The sequence below is a fragment of the Flavobacterium sp. NRK F7 genome, from assembly GCF_024054195.1.
Classification (GTDB): Bacteria; Bacteroidota; Bacteroidia; order Flavobacteriales; family Flavobacteriaceae; genus Flavobacterium.
Genome location: NZ_JAMXLB010000001.1, coordinates 1,079,646 through 1,094,927, shown reverse-complemented (window position 1 = coordinate 1,094,927; position 15,282 = coordinate 1,079,646). Strand labels below are relative to the sequence as shown.

Sequence of the window (15,282 nt, the reverse complement as noted above, 5' to 3'; positions counted from 1 at the left end):
CTATGCTTGAAATTGAAGATTATTTACGTTACACAAAACCCATGTTACTTCCTGAAATAGGAAACGAAGGTCAAGAAAAAATTAAAAAGGCTAAAGTAGTAGTAATTGGAGCTGGTGGTTTAGGTTGTCCTATTTTACAATATTTAGCAGCATCAGGTGTAGGGACAATTGGTATTGTTGATTTTGATGTAATTGAATTATCCAATTTACACCGTCAAATTTTATATCGCGAAAATCAGATTGGTTCCCCAAAAGCTACTATTGCCTTAGAACTATTGAAAGAGTTAAATCCGAACCTAAATTATAGTGTCTTTAATGAAAAAATTACAACTGCTACTTGTGAGTCTATTCTTGCTTCTTTTGACATTGTGATTGATGGTTGTGACAATTTTACGACGCGTTATTTGGTAAACGATACTTGTGTAAAACTAGGAAAGCCATTAGTTTATGGTAGTATTTTAAAATTTGAAGGACAAGTTGCTGTGTTCAATCATAAAGGAAGTAAAAATCTTAGAGATATTTTTCCAGAACCACCGAATCCAGAAGACGTTCCTAATTGTAGCTTGAACGGTGTTTTAGGTACTTTACCAGGTATTATTGGTACAATGATGGCTCATGAAACCTTAAAAGTAATTACCGATTTACCTTGTTTAACTAATGAACTGATTGTGTTGAATACTTTGGAATGGCAATTTAGGAAGCTACGTTTTTAAATTGGATATACCATGTTGCAAAACCATCATAAAATCATCTCTATCAATTTCCACACAACCTAATGAGGCTAAATGATCATTATAGACTTGGCAATCCAAAATGCGATAGTTGTTTTGTTCCAAAAATTTTACCAAATGAATAAATGCGACTTTACTTGCATTGGAAACTTTGGAAAACATACTTTCACCACAAAAGATATGACCTAAATCGACACCATATAAGCCACCTACTAATTCATTATTTAACCAGACTTCCACACTTTTAGCCACTCCTATTTCATGTAGTTTACAATAGGCTTCCACCATCTCATTGGTAATCCAAGTGCCCGGTTGGTCTTTTCTAACTATTTTTTTGCAATGGGAAATCACTTCTTTAAAAGCCGTATTAAATGTGACTTTAAATTTATTTTGATTGAGTACGTTTCGCATACTTTTTGAAATTTTCAAATCTTCAAAAAACAATACCATACGTTCCTCAGGTGCCCACCAAAGAATAGGTTCATCCTCTTCAAACCAAGGAAAAATACCACTTTTATAAGCTAGCAAAAGACGCTCTATGGATAAATCACCACCTACAGCCAATATACCTTCAGGTGAAGCTTCCTCCACTGGTGGAAAATAAATGTCTTTTGTTAAAAAATGCATGTTATAAAATTCGAAATTAAAAATTTGGTATTAAAAAAGTCAGAAATTATAGTGTTCACTAAAACTTCTGACTTGTACTTGATATTGTATTGTTTTTAAAAAGGAAGATCGTCGTGTTCTTCTTCATTAAAATTAGTTGCTGGTTCAAAAGCATCTGCAGCTGGCATTGGAGGCATTTGCCCAGTTACTGGTGCTTCAGGTTGTAATTTTTCAATTCTCCAACCTTGAATAGAATTAAAATATTTAGTTTCACCTTGTGGGTTTACCCATTCTCTTCCTCTTAAATTAATAGAAACTTTAACTTGTTCCCCAGGTGTATAATTATTTAATAAATCTGTTTTATCTTGAGTAAACTCAATCATAATATGTTGTGGATATTGTTCTTCTGTGGTAACCACTAACTCTCTTTTCTTAAATGTTGCACTAACCTGTTGTACTGGGTTAATCACTTTTACTCTTCCTGTTACTTCCATTTCTTATAATTTTATTTATTTGCTAATAATACTTTCCAAGCGTTTAAAACCTCATTTTTATCAATATACTGCTTGGCAAGTTCGTGTTTTTTGATTTCGTCATCACTGCTCAAAACGGCTTTTACTCCAAAATTTTCGTTTACAAAGATAGTAATTTCTTCTTCGTTTGGAATACTTTCGACATTTCCTAAAATTCCTAAATCATTTCCAGAGAAAACCGTACTTTTCTTAATAAATTCGGGAATAGCATCTACCCCAATTCCCATAGTTGAAAGCGGTTTTTCAACTTCAAATAAACCGCTATTGGCTCTAGAATACCAATTCCCACCACAACGCGCTACCAAATCAATCTTATGCTGATCGATACCTCCATTTGCATCTAAAACGGATTCCGCAATATGTATTTTTACCACTTCACAAATCACTAAATTTCCAGCTCCACCTTCATTTCCTAATGCTATAATTTCATTTATTTTGCATTCAAATTGCACGGGACTTTCTGCTACTCGAAAAGGCTTTACTATATCTGATTGAAGCATTGTTAAACCCGCTTTTTCAAATTCATTCACACCATCAGGATATTCGGTGCTAGAAAGTGACATTTGCTGCACTATATCATAATTTACCACATTAATCACTACTTCTTTTGTACTATGTGCATTAATTAGAGTATGTTTAATCGTATTATCCCGTACTCTTCTTGCTGGTGAAAAAATTAATATCGGTGGATTGGCACTAAAAACATTAAAAAAACTAAATGGTGATAAATTTGGATTTCCATTTTCATCAATAGTACTTGCAAACGCAATAGGTCTAGGTGCTACAGCTCCTTGCAAATAGCCTTGTAATTTAGCTGGTGTAACGTCTTTTGGATTAATAGATATCATTCGTAAATAAGATTTTTACAAATTTACATATTTTTAAGACCAACCCAAATGGATTTCGGAGAATATCTTTAACAAGAAGCTCTTTATAAAATATCTAAATCTATTTTACGTTTTATCTATAGACCATTATCATCTTGATTGGGATTTTACTATTTTTACTTACAAATATTAAATATGCAATTTTCTGAAAAAAGAAATATAACCCGTTGGTTTATCATTTTAGCCTCCTTCTTAATCGTTATTGTCATTTTATGGAACACCTATGTTTTTTTTCAAATCTTCAAGAATGATGAAAGAAAAAAAATGGAACTTTGGGTTGCAGCCCAAAAAACCTTAGCGAATGCTGATGGGGATACCGACGTTGGTTTGCCTTTTAAAATTATACAAGCAAATGGTTCCAATCCAATGATAGAAGTGAACAATGAGGGTATGATTTTAAACAGTAATAATTTAGATCCCGAAATCGAAAATGACAGTATTCAAGTAAAAAAGCTCTTTGAAAAAATAAAATCGGAGAATCAACCGATTAAAATGGATCTTTCTAATGATGATTATCGCTTAATTTACTATGGAAATTCGGCCTTATTAAACAAGTTAAAATATTATCCGATTGCGTTAGTTTTAATTATCATTTTATTTGGAGCCGTTGTTTATAATTTTTATAGAGCCACTAAAATGGCCACACAAAATAAACTTTGGGCAGGTATGGCAAAAGAAACCGCACATCAAATTGGAACGCCACTATCTTCTTTAATTGGTTGGTTAGAAATTTTAAAATTAGATAATGTCGAGCCTTCAACCATTTTAGAAATTGAGAAAGATATTAATCGACTACAAACAATTACAGATCGTTTTTCAAAAATTGGTAGTGAACCCGTCTTAGAATTGGTAGACATTGTAGAAGAAACTAAAAATTCGTTTGAATATTTAAAATCACGATCTTCGAATCATGTGGTTTTCCAATTTACCGCACCTAAACATCCTATTGAAATTTCAATAAATCCTATTTTACACAGTTGGACCATTGAAAATTTAGTCAAAAATGCTATTGATGCTATGAAAGGTAAAGGAAAATTAGATATTTCTATTACAGAGGATAAAAACAAAGTACGAATTAGAGTAACCGATACCGGAAAAGGTATTCCTAAAAATCAATTTTCAAAAATATTCGAACCAGGCTTTACTACTAAAAAAAGAGGTTGGGGTTTAGGATTATCCTTAACGAAAAGAATTGTACAAGAATATCATAAAGGCAACATCAGAGTGGTACACTCAGAAATTGGAAAAGGAACCACCATACAGGTGAGTTATTTTAAAACCAATCACTAATAAAAAAATCCCGAATAAATCGGGATTTTTTTATTATAAATTAGCTGCTATAGCTTGTGCAACACTTTCAAATTCAGCTTTTTCAAGGCTTACTTTTCTTTGAAAACGCATATCATCCATATCTTGTAAAGGAATTAAATGTACGTGAACATGAGGTACTTCTAAACCTACGACTGCAACACCTACCCTTTTACATTCTATTGTTTTTTCTATGGCTTTGGCTACTTTTCTAGAAAAAGACATTAATTGCAGATATAAATCTTCTTCCATGTCAAAAATCTTATTGATTTCTTGCTTTGGCACACATAATGTATGTCCTTTCGCATTCGGGTTCACATCTAAAAAAGCAATATAATTTTCATCTTCTGCAATTTTATAACAGGGGATTTCTCCTTCAATAATTTTTGTAAAAATAGAAGCCATATTTTAGTCTCTTGTAATTTCTAAAACTTCAAAATTCAAGGTTCCATTTGGTACTTTTATTTCGGCAATTTCACCTACTTTTTTACCTAACAAACCTTTCCCAATTGGAGATGTTACAGAAATTTTTCCAGACTTTAAATCTGCTTCACTTTCTGCAACTAAAGTATATTTCATCTCCATACCGTTCGTTTGGTTTTTAATTTTAACGGTAGATAACACCAAAGCTTTGGAAACATCCAATTGAGACTCGTCAATTAAACGAGCATTTGCCACTAATTCTTCCATTTTTGCAATTTTCATTTCTAAAAGACCTTGTGCTTCTTTTGCGGCATCGTATTCCGCATTTTCAGACAAATCTCCTTTATCTCTCGCTTCCGCAATTGCTTGTGATGCTTTTGGACGTTCTATACTTTTTAATTGATCTAATTCTTCTCTTAGTTTTTTTAATCCTTCTGCTGTGTAATAAGATACTGTGCTCATAACTTCATCGTTTATATAAATAGAAAGAATCCCATTTGATGGGATTCCTTTACGCAAAGGTAATAATTATTTTTTTTAAAATTAATTTATGACGGTTTTTTAGTGAGTCAAAATTAAATAAATTAAATTTGAAATTTAAAATCCATCCTAAAAAATGAAAAGACACTTGATTTTCTCTTTATTTATCGCACTTTTTTTAAGTTGCAGTAAAGACAATGGAATAAACAATAACAATCCTTATTTACCAAATTATCCGGTTGATTTAACTATCAATCTGAATTTACCAGAATATAATAATTTACAATTTGTAAGTAATTCGGTTTATATCAATAATGGCGCTGCTGGAATCAGAGGCGTATTTGTTTTTAATGCAGGAAGTAATAATTATGTGGCATTTGATGCGGCTTGCCCAAACCAACCTTTAAGCACATGTTCTACCATGACTATTAATGGTATCAAAGCAGTTTGTGCTTGTGATGATGCTGAATATAGTTTTTTTACGGGTCAGGCCCAAGGTAAGCAATATCCGATGAAACAATATCGAGTGCAACAAGTAAACTCAAGCACTTTACGCGTATACAATTAATCGATATATTCCTCAGAAAAAAGTATGAATATAAGCAAAGAGCAAGATACTTTACTTAAAATTATTTTTGGGATTATTATCTTTATACTATTTGTGTACGCTTTATCATATCAAGCTTATAATCAATTTAGTCTCAAACAGAATAGTATCAAAACTTATGGCGTAGTGACTAGAGTAACAGTAGAAGCAAGCAGAAAAAGTTATCTGTATTACAATTATATTGTTGGGAATGACACTTTAGAAGGAAGAGTTGGAGTTGATTTTATTGGATCAAAATCGCTTAAATTGAAATATTTAAATAAAAAATTTAAGGTTTATTATTCTGTTAAAAATCCAAAAAATAGTATGATAGATCTAGGAAAATATAACGAATGTAAAACAACTGTTGTGTTTTTTAAACCGTATTGATCAGTTTAAAGTAAATAGACTAAACAGCTCTGATTTATTTACGCCATTAGAGAAATTATCAAGGATTTAATCCGTACTGAATTCAAATAAAATAATAATACAACTACTCCCAATAACCCCATTTTTTTTCAAATATTGACGCAAAAGTTTACTTTATATTTGTAATAACACTAAATTTAGAAGCACGGATTATAAATCCGCGCTATCGGGAGTGTCAATCAAGATGAAAATCCAGCTTTACCAAGCCCTTTTGTCAATTTAAAACCTATTGAGGTTCTTCCAAAAGATTGGGATAAAGATTTTCAACAAGAAATAATATTTAAAGAAGAAACAAATGAAAAGAAATAAATACTACATTCATTTTTTAGGTTTATTACTGTTTATCTTATTAAGTTGCAAAAAGGAAAATAATGAAAGTGCTATTAAGGGTAGAATTAACGAAATTATTATAGATTTTGTAAAATTAAAAAGAGATTGGTGTCGATTTTCAAAGATAACTTTTAAAGCAGAAATATTAAATAAATCAAAAGATACCTTACATTTAAATGATTATGGTGAGATTGATTTTTGTGATTTAACAGAATCTAAATGCGGCTATATCACTGGAATAGATAATAGTAAAAGACCTGAAATCTGGAACATATCAAATGCTAATCAAACTGTTCATGTTACACTCTTAAAAAAACCAAAGTTAATTTTACCCTTTCAATGTGCTGATTTAGAATTTTCAATTTCAGAAAAAATAATGGGTTTATCTTTAAAAGAAATTAATAAAAATTATGAATGGATTTTAAAATCGGATTTCAAAATAATTTGTGATAGTCTTTTTTCTAATAACCATCATCAAATTACTTTTATTAAAAAAGACAATATTTCCAAAATAGAATTTATTGATGATATACCCCGATAGCGCGGAAATGTTTTCCGTGCCCGCAAAGTATACAAAAACAAAAAGCCACATCACTGTGGCTTTTGTTATTTTAAAAGAGTCATCAACACCTAATCTAAAGGTAAATGGTTTTTAAGACACATACTACTGTAACCTACTCTAATACACTTGTCACTAATGTCACTTACAGTAGGAATATGCCTTGTTGCACTTGTAAATTTTAAAAATACTGTAGGAGTATACTCTCTTGCACTTGTAAATTTTAAAAATACTGCAGGAGTATACCTTCTTGCACTTGTATATTTGAAAAATACTGCAGGAGTATGCTTTCTTGCACTTGTAAACAACGTCACATACTGTAGTAGTCTAACTGTTGTACCGCTACTTCACGAAATCGAAGACTCAGAGTAGGGAATCTTTGAATTGGAAAAGAGAAATAACACACTTTATATACCAGTTTCACTACACAAATAAAGTAAGGAACAAGACAACTTGTATATGTTTGTTTATAATTACAATCAAACCATAGCATTATTTGTTATTTAAAAGCGATTGTAAGCCGTTTTAATTCTTTTTGGAACAATGATGAATTCAAAGATAAAACAACGATTCAATTGAAACTATTGAGACATAAAAAAAGCCCTTACAGATTGTAAGGGCTTTTGTATGTAAGAAATAGATCTTTATTAGTATTTACCTCTGTTATCGGTAATATCTGCTTTGTCTTTTAACGCTTGATACGCTCTTTGTTGTGCTGAATTTGCTTCTTGCATTTGTTTTTGGCTTACCAAGTTAGAGAAATCTTTAGTTTCAGGAGCGTTGGTTACTTTTTTAGTTTTTACCATGAATACACCACTGTTACCTACTACTAATCCAGAAGTTTTACCAGCTTCTAAATCAAAAGCAGTACCTACAACTTTTGGCTCAGCACCAATATTCATAATAGTTGGATTTCCTAAAGCTACATCGGTTGCCGTATTTACTGAACCTCCTGTTGCTTTCGCTACATTTTCTAATGTAGTTCCGTTCATTTTCTTTTTAATCGCTTCTGCTTTTTTCTCATTTCTTAAGATAGATCCTACAGATTGTCTTGCAATTTCCATGCTTAATAAACCTGTTTCATTCTTATCTTTTAACGTAGCAACCACAAAACCTTTAGGTGTTTCAAAACGTTTGATATCTCCTTTGTTTGTTTCGTCATTAAATGCCCAACGTACAATTTCTCTTTGAGCGCCTAAACCTTGTACATATTCGTCAGATGGTCTTAAGTTGTTTGCTGGTACAATGGTTGCTTTCGCATTTTTAGCAACTTCTTCAAAGTTTTTGTCAGCCGCATCCGACTCAAATTTACTTGCCATATTGTAGTTGTCATCGATAGTTTTATCAGAAGGCTCTACTTTTTTAGTAATAGTAGCTAATTGAACCGCATCGTATTTTGCTAATACTTTAATTACGTGGAAACCAAAATCTGTTTCAACTACTCCTAAACTTCCTACAGGATTGTTGAATACAAAGTCGTTGAAAGTGGGTACCATTTGACCTGGAGTAATATTGTCATATTCACCACCATTATTTTTTGACCCTGGATCATCAGAGTTTGCTAAAGCCAATGCTGCAAAACTGTTTGGATCTGCTTTTACTTGAGCCATCAAAGAATTAGCTAAAGCTTGTGCTTCTTCTTTTGTTCTCGTTGCAGAAGAGCTTTGTGCTCCTTCGTAAGCCAATAAAATATGACTTGCTTTAGCACTAGCATTTGATTTTCTTCCCATCATTCTTGATAAAGACTGCGTTCCATTATTTACATAAGGACCAAAAACTTCACCTGTAGATAAGTTAAATAACTGCTCTTGGAATTCAATTGGAAGATTGTTTTTTGTTACATATGTGGAATCAAATGGCGTTTCAGATTCTTTATTTACAAAAGCGGCAACATTTTCTACTTTCACATTTTTGAAACTTGGAATAGTATCTGTACCATCCACACTTCCATTAATATAACCATAGAATTGTGTTTCTAAATCTTTCTCGTCTTGTTGAGAAGGTTTGTTTTCAAAAAATACATAATCAATGTTTCTTGTTGGATCAGATTTGTATTTTTTAGGATTTTTCTTCATGTAAGCCATTATTTCATCATCAGAAACTTTAACTTCATCATCATTTACTGTTGAGAAAGCTACCGTTACATAATCGAAATCTACTTTTTTAGTATCTAAAACATGTTTGAATTTACCTTCTGCTTGTGTTGTATAGATTCCACCTTTAAGCATATTGTAATACAATTGCTCTACAGCTGATTTTTCAACTTGATCTTCAAATTCTTGCCATTGTACCCAACGGTCTTGATTAGGATCATTTTGAATAGATTTTACAAATTCTTTGAATTTATTTTCATCAAAAGTTCCTGCTTCATTTAAAAACTGTGGATTTTGAGCGAAATATGGGTTGGCTTTAATTACATTAATTAATTGCTCTTTCCCAATTCCTAATCCTATTTTTTCAATTTGCTCCTCTACAATGATACTTCTTACTTCTTGTTCCCAAACAGAGTTCATTGCTTGTGTAGCACTCATTTGCCCTTGTTGACTTTGTTTTTCAAGTTGAGCTGTTTTCTTCATAAACTCTTGACCATTGATGTCAGTCCCATTTACTTCACCAATGTTGTTACTATTTATGCTAAAACCACTTTTAAATAACTCTGGAATTAAGAATGCAAATAATGCAAAACCAATAATAATGATAAGTAATCCAGAACGTTTTCTAATATTATTTAAAACTGCCATTTTGTATATTAATTTAATTCAGTGGGCGAAAATACAATTATCTATTTAATAATAAAACAGAAAAGTTATAATTTCTATTAATTTTTTACGATTTCTTTATTGTTTTTCTTCTAAGATGGAAAGTCGCACCAATTCTATCTTTTTATTTGACGCAGAATGGATAGTAATTTCAAAGTTTTCAATCTTTATTTTTTCTTTATTTTGAGGGATTTCTTTGGTATTATGCACAATAAAACCACCTAAAGTACTATACGAATCATTTTCAGGAATATCTAAATTGTATTTTTGATTGATGAACTCTACATCTAATCTTGCAGAGAACAAATACACATCCTCTTCAATTTTTTCATCAATTAATTCCTCGTCTAAATCATGTTCGTCTTCAATTTCACCAAAAAGTTCTTCAATAATGTCTTCTACTGTTATAATTCCTGAAGTACCACCGTATTCATCCAAAATAACAGCCATACTTTTTCGTTTTTTTGTTAAGATGTCTAATAAATCTTTGATATAGATAGTTTCAGGTACATATTCAATAGGAATCATGACTGATTTTATCGTTTTTGGTTTTTTAAATAATTCAAAAGAATGCACATAACCTAAAATATCATCTATGGAATTTTGGTATACCACAATCTTAGAATAACCGGTACTAACAAATAATTCTTTCAATTCAGTAACGGTATCCAAAATATCCAAACCAGCTATTTCTGTACGAGGCGTCATGATATCTCTCGCTTTTAAGTCAGAAAATTCAAGTGCGTTTTGAAAAATTTGTATTTCAGAATCAATTTCATCTTCATCTGAAATACTGTTCATTTGTTCACTAATGTAATTTCCTAGTTCAACTTTACTAAAGTAATCTTGCACTTGATCACCATCTGTTTTAAAAAATCTTTTTAAAATAAAATCAGAAATCCAAATAATGAATTTGGAAACCCAATAAAACAATTGATAAAACAAATAGGCTGGTGCAGCAAACAATTTGATAAAAGAATTGGCATAAATTTGAAAAAAAACCTTTGGTAGAAATTCCGCTGTCATTAGAATAACAGCAGTAGATAAAAGTGTTTGCAACAATAAACTAGCAAAAGGGGAGAAATGATAACTTAACGAATTAATCCAATGCATTAACAAATCTCCAGAATAAATTCCATAAATTACTAAAACCACATTATTACCCACCAACATAGCGGTTATAAACTGGGAAGGCTTTTCAGTTAGTTTTGATAGAATTTTTGCATTGAAGTTGTTTTGTTTCTTTTCAATAGATAAGAAAACTTTGTTGGAAGAAACATAAGCGATTTCCATACCTGAAAAAAAGGCTGATAAAAGTAAGCAAATAACAATGATGGCTATTTCCATACTTATTTTTGACCGTTTTTATATTTGTTGTAAAATCTCCTTTTAAAGAAGAACATAAAAGTGGCTAAAAGCGCAAATAGAATACTAATTATGAAGCTTTGATTGTTTTGATATCTTACAAATGCATCATAGATAAAAAACACAGCAAATAGAATGTACACGTATTGAATATACTTGGTATATTTCATTTTAATTAATTTTCACCAAAAATAATAAATAAATTCGATACTATAACTATTGTTATTCTTCTACGTTATTTATTTCTCCATTAGTGGTTTGCATGTTGAAAATCTTGAAATCTTTACTAAAATCTACTCCAGGACCTTGAAGATAACCACCTGTTCCATCAGAGTATTTGAAGTGTTTCTCTGTGAAGAACCATTCGTTTTTTTGGTCGAAATACAATTGTTGTGTTTCTAATTTTTTACCATCATGAGAGGTGATAGTTACATTACCTTGTAGGTCGATAATGTCTGTTTTTTTATAAGAAATAGCATAATCCGACTCTATAATGGTTGTTTGATTTTTTTCATCAAACATGGTTACCACAACACCTTGTGGAAATTCAGTAAAAGCATTCGTAATATTACTGTAATCTAACATTTTTTTACTTCTAAGAATCGATTTTACCTTTCCAGAATCGGTGTATTTTAAATTAATAGAATCTGCTTCACCTGATGGAAAAAAAGAGGAGCGATTGAATTTTTGCACATCTTTTAAAGAGCCTTCACATGAAAAAAATATAGTCATGATACTTAGTATCATGACTATATTCAATATATTTCTATTTTTTTTATTCATTTTATAAGGTAGGAACCGTTATACTTTCACCAACCCAGCAGTCAAAAGCAATTCTTTTTCCTGACATATTTCCTTTTGGGTGACTGAAAATTTCAGTTTTAGATGGAGCTGCTGCTCTATAACCCGCTGCCATTTTAGCCGCTGTAGCTTTTAATGAAGAATCAGCTGCAGCTGCTTTATCACAATAGTTAGCAGCTAACCAGTACATCGCTCTTTTTTCGAATTGGTCAGAACCACAATCATTAATACTGCTTCCGTATAGTTGCGCAATTAATAAATAAGCTTTACCATAAGAAGGCTTAACTGCTAATGCTTTTTTAGCGTAGTTACGAGATTGGCTTTTGTTTGATTTAGAATAAATCGAAGCAATCTTCATGTAAACATTCGCTTTTTTAGAATTGTCAGTATACATTTCAGCCGCTTTGTTTAAATACTCCACAGCTTTTGAAATATTTTTCTTTTGGTACTCTACAATTCCTTGTTTTTCATATGCAGGAGCACTTGGATCTACTTTTAACAAAGCTTCAGAAATTTTTGAGAACAATGGGTCTCCATCACATTCTTTTGCTTCTAAACGATCAGCTGCTCTTAACAACCATACTTTATTTGTTTTGTTTTGCTCAAAAGATTTTTGATAGAATGGAATTAACTTATCACAAGTTGATAATTGAACAATAATAGCATCCATACTAGAAGTTACGGTTGCAATATCTTCTAAATTCCCTTCGTATCTGCTTTTTGCTTTAGCTTCTTTACTGTCTAATTGTTGTCCTGATTCTTCTTTAGAAATTAAAACATCTTTAGCATCAGAGAACTCTTTTTCTAATCCGTTTAATTTTTCTAAGATATCATCATATTTATCAAAAACTTGTTGCAATTCAATTCCTTTATTTCCTGCTTCATAATCTTTAACAAAGATTTCAAAGTAAGCATAAAGTGCTCTTGTTGAATCAAAATTTGCTTTATCTGAAGTAAATGCTTTATCAAAAAGACTAAAAACTTCTTCTTTTGTACCTACTTTATAATTAAATAACGCAAGTCCTTTTTTCATATCTACACCAGCACCTTCACTTGGAAAATATTTATAATTTTCATCATAAAATTTCATTAAATCACGAACATACTTTTCTTTTTCAGCTCCAGATGCTTGATCTATTTTTTGTTTGATTGCAAACTCTCCATAAGAATAAACTCTTTTATCAAAAGAAGGACAATCTTTTCTTAAAGTTGTTAAATAATCATATCCAGCTGGATCCTTAGCTTTAACAGAAGAAGCCATTAAGCTTAATGTTTCTGTACATGCCTCATTGTTTTGTGCTTGTGCAAAAAATCCTGCTGCAATTACAAATAATAAAGATAATTTAGTTTTCATTTTATTACTATTCTAAAAAATTACTAATCAATTTTACGTTTCTTAAACCATTTATCGCTTAATGATAAGCCAACACTTATGTTGAAATAGTTTTCTCTAATTAAGTTATAATACTTAGTTCCTCTAACACCGTATTCAAAGCCTAAATCGATTTTAGAAAACCCAAGTGGTAATCCAAGTCCAAAAGTCATGCCATAATCTTGGATGCTTTTATCTTTAATGACTAAGCCAACATTTTCATATCTAAATCCTGCTCTATAAACTACTCTGTTTAAATAACTTGTGTAGGAATCAAATTTAGGAATATAATAACCTCCTATAACATATTTTTGCGAATCTTCATAGGTTCCCCCAGTAAAATCATCAAATCGATTGACTAATTTACTATTATTTTGAAAGGTAACTTCAGTTCCTACCATCCATTTATTTCTTTCTCCAATACCAAGACCAACCGCTAATTTAGAAGGAATAACCATATCAGTATTATTAACTGGAACATCTTCTGAGTCATTTACTACTTCTGTACCATTTGCAGTATACGTTACTGTTGCAAGATTTCTTTCATTTTCCGAATTTAATTTCGCTTCTGGTGCATAGGTTAAACTGGCATACAAAGAGTGTTTGTCTGTAATTTTTCTATTATATAAGGCTCCAAAATTCAAAGACATTCCTGTTATTCTAGAAGAATTCAATTCTCTAGATTGCAACTGAATATTTGAAATTCTTTCATTAGATTTCGTTTCAATTGCACCAAAATTATATTGTATATCGGCACCTACGCTTAGGTTTTTATTGAACATATAAGAACCACCTATAAAAAAACGGTTTATATTTCCCACACCAGAGGCTGTTTTAATAGTTTGGATTCCAAATTCATCCTCTTCAGTGTTTGAAATATTATAACCCACAGCACTAAATGGCATCAATCCGAAGGATGCACCAAATTTTCCCATAGGAATTCCAACTGCCAAATAATCCAACCCTGTATTTTTAGCATTTTCACTAGTGCTTTCATTGTAGAAATTAGCAAAAGTAGTTGTTCCTCCAATTCCAAGAGTAGTTAATTTTAAATGAGAATAAGAAGCTGGATTTAATAAATTTAAACTCACACTATCACCTTCAATACCAAGCCCTCCCATGGCTCTAGAACTTTGTGTGCCTTTAAATTTTATCTCACCCAAACCATAAAATGAATATGGCGAAGAAGTATTTCTTTGAGAAAAAGCAATAGTACTAACAAGAAGCACTAAACAAATTATACAATTTTTAATCATTTTGTGTTTGTACATAATTAAATAATAAATTCAAACTTTCTAGTAAAAAATTTGAATTGGCAAATATGGTGCTTTTTAATCTTTTAGCCAAAAAATCTGCATCGCCTCCTGTTAAAATTATTGTTAAATGTTGATATTTAAGAAAATATTGTGAAATAAACCCTTCTATTTCATGGACAATTCCATTAATTATTCCCGAATGTATGGACTCATTTGTGTTTTGACCAATAAAAAAATCTATAGTTTCTTTTTCTAATAACGGTAATTTTTCGGTGTAATTGTGTAAAGATTTATATCTAAGTTGCAACCCAGGTGAAATAGCTCCACCAAAATACTGTCCTTTATCATTTAAAAAGTCATAAGTAATACAAGTTCCTGCATCTATAATTAAACAATTCGTATTCGGAAATGATAAACTAGCTCCTGAAGCTAACACCATTCGATCAATTCCCAAAGTAGTAGGTGTTTTATACAAATTCTCAAATGGAAAGGAAAATTGATGCGTAATTACTAATAACTTAGAATGCTTTTCTACATAACTAAGACACTCTTTTTCTAATTTCCCTACAGAAGAAGCTATAGAAAAACGAATTGTATTAAATTTTTTAAAAATTTTTTTAAAAAAATTTAAAGCTTCATTTTGGTCAAATATAAATTTATCTAAAAGTGTATTTTGCTCAAATACAGCACATTTAATTTTAGTATTTCCGACATCAATAGTTAAAAGCATCTTTTATTTTTTGAGCTGACAAATATACAAATTGATTTTTTTAAAAAAATGTTTTGGAAATTACAAAAAGGGTTCTATATTTGCACCCGCATTCAGCAAGCAACCTTTCTGAATCTGGAAGGTACCT

At 30.9% G+C, this 15,282-nt stretch carries 17 protein-coding genes; 6 read left to right on the top strand and 11 right to left on the bottom strand.

The window, feature by feature from the left end; all coding sequences use genetic code 11:
- Positions 1-2: 2 nt before the first annotated feature.
- Positions 3-713, top strand: a complete 711-nt coding sequence (locus NHF47_RS04645) for a HesA/MoeB/ThiF family protein (protein ID WP_252763841.1) — start codon at positions 3-5, stop codon at positions 711-713.
- Here the strand turns inward: NHF47_RS04645 and aat are convergent.
- The 3 genes from aat to NHF47_RS04630 all read right to left on the bottom strand — a co-directional run bounded on the left by aat (position 702) and on the right by NHF47_RS04630 (position 2,718).
- Positions 702-1,358 carry a leucyl/phenylalanyl-tRNA--protein transferase gene (gene aat, locus NHF47_RS04640; RefSeq protein WP_252763840.1) on the bottom strand — a complete coding sequence of 219 codons (657 nt, stop codon included), beginning with the start codon at positions 1,356-1,358 and terminating at the stop codon, positions 702-704. The two genes, NHF47_RS04645 and aat, sit on opposite strands and share 12 nt — an antisense overlap.
- Before the next feature lie 95 nt (positions 1,359-1,453).
- Positions 1,454-1,831: a DUF3127 domain-containing protein gene (locus NHF47_RS04635; protein WP_252763839.1), complete on the bottom strand. Its 378-nt coding sequence runs from the start codon at positions 1,829-1,831 to the stop codon at positions 1,454-1,456.
- Positions 1,832-1,842: 11 nt separating this feature from the next.
- The gene (locus NHF47_RS04630) at positions 1,843-2,718 is read right to left on the bottom strand and encodes a flavin reductase family protein (RefSeq protein ID WP_252763838.1); all 876 of its coding nucleotides are present in this window, start codon (positions 2,716-2,718) and stop codon (positions 1,843-1,845) included.
- A 174-nt stretch (positions 2,719-2,892) separates the two neighbouring features.
- Here NHF47_RS04630 and NHF47_RS04625 point away from each other — a divergent pair, with 174 nt between their 5' ends.
- Positions 2,893-4,047 (top strand): PAS domain-containing sensor histidine kinase, encoded by a 1,155-nt coding sequence (locus tag NHF47_RS04625; RefSeq protein WP_252763837.1) that lies wholly within the window; start codon positions 2,893-2,895, stop codon positions 4,045-4,047.
- Between the two features lie 33 nt (positions 4,048-4,080).
- Here NHF47_RS04625 and NHF47_RS04620 read toward each other — a convergent pair whose 3' ends face one another.
- Both NHF47_RS04620 and greA read right to left on the bottom strand, forming a co-directional pair.
- Entirely contained in the window at positions 4,081-4,470 is a 390-nt protein-coding gene (locus NHF47_RS04620; RefSeq protein WP_252763836.1) for an HIT family protein, read from the bottom strand.
- A 3-nt stretch (positions 4,471-4,473) separates the two neighbouring features.
- Positions 4,474-4,950: a transcription elongation factor GreA gene (gene greA / locus NHF47_RS04615; RefSeq protein ID WP_140999184.1), complete on the bottom strand. Its 477-nt coding sequence runs from the start codon at positions 4,948-4,950 to the stop codon at positions 4,474-4,476.
- 154 nt (positions 4,951-5,104) lie between these two features.
- Between greA and NHF47_RS04610 the strand changes: the two genes are divergently transcribed.
- The 4 genes from NHF47_RS04610 to NHF47_RS04595 all read left to right on the top strand — a co-directional run bounded on the left by NHF47_RS04610 (position 5,105) and on the right by NHF47_RS04595 (position 7,244).
- Positions 5,105-5,536 (top strand): hypothetical protein, encoded by a 432-nt coding sequence (locus NHF47_RS04610; RefSeq protein ID WP_252763835.1) that lies wholly within the window; start codon positions 5,105-5,107, stop codon positions 5,534-5,536.
- Between the two features lie 24 nt (positions 5,537-5,560).
- Positions 5,561-5,944, top strand: a complete 384-nt coding sequence (locus NHF47_RS04605) for a hypothetical protein (RefSeq protein WP_252763834.1) — start codon at positions 5,561-5,563, stop codon at positions 5,942-5,944.
- A 334-nt stretch (positions 5,945-6,278) separates the two neighbouring features.
- Positions 6,279-6,854, top strand: coding sequence for a hypothetical protein (locus NHF47_RS04600; RefSeq protein WP_252763833.1), 576 nt, complete (start codon positions 6,279-6,281; stop codon positions 6,852-6,854).
- Positions 6,855-7,010: 156 nt separating this feature from the next.
- Positions 7,011-7,244: a hypothetical protein gene (locus NHF47_RS04595; RefSeq protein ID WP_252763832.1), complete on the top strand. Its 234-nt coding sequence runs from the start codon at positions 7,011-7,013 to the stop codon at positions 7,242-7,244.
- Between the two features lie 275 nt (positions 7,245-7,519).
- On the opposite strand, the gene NHF47_RS04590 is transcribed toward NHF47_RS04595, so the two are convergent.
- The 6 genes from NHF47_RS04590 to NHF47_RS04565 form a co-directional block, all read right to left on the bottom strand.
- Positions 7,520-9,613 carry a peptidylprolyl isomerase gene (locus NHF47_RS04590; protein WP_252763831.1) on the bottom strand — a complete coding sequence of 698 codons (2,094 nt, stop codon included), beginning with the start codon at positions 9,611-9,613 and terminating at the stop codon, positions 7,520-7,522.
- A 96-nt stretch (positions 9,614-9,709) separates the two neighbouring features.
- Positions 9,710-10,978, bottom strand: a complete 1,269-nt coding sequence (locus NHF47_RS04585) for a hemolysin family protein (RefSeq protein ID WP_252763830.1) — start codon at positions 10,976-10,978, stop codon at positions 9,710-9,712.
- A gap of 240 nt (positions 10,979-11,218) precedes the next feature.
- The gene (gene lptC, locus NHF47_RS04580) at positions 11,219-11,779 is read right to left on the bottom strand and encodes an LPS export ABC transporter periplasmic protein LptC (RefSeq protein ID WP_252763829.1); all 561 of its coding nucleotides are present in this window, start codon (positions 11,777-11,779) and stop codon (positions 11,219-11,221) included.
- A 1-nt stretch (position 11,780) separates the two neighbouring features.
- Positions 11,781-13,151: a lipopolysaccharide assembly protein LapB gene (locus tag NHF47_RS04575; protein ID WP_252763828.1), complete on the bottom strand. Its 1,371-nt coding sequence runs from the start codon at positions 13,149-13,151 to the stop codon at positions 11,781-11,783.
- 23 nt (positions 13,152-13,174) lie between these two features.
- Complete coding sequence (locus NHF47_RS04570; protein WP_252763827.1) at positions 13,175-14,425, bottom strand: hypothetical protein; 1,251 nt, start codon at positions 14,423-14,425, stop codon at positions 13,175-13,177.
- Positions 14,418-15,155, bottom strand: coding sequence for a type III pantothenate kinase (locus NHF47_RS04565; RefSeq protein ID WP_252763826.1), 738 nt, complete (start codon positions 15,153-15,155; stop codon positions 14,418-14,420). Before NHF47_RS04565 ends, NHF47_RS04570 begins: the two co-directional genes overlap by 8 nt.
- Positions 15,156-15,282: the final 127 nt, after the last annotated feature.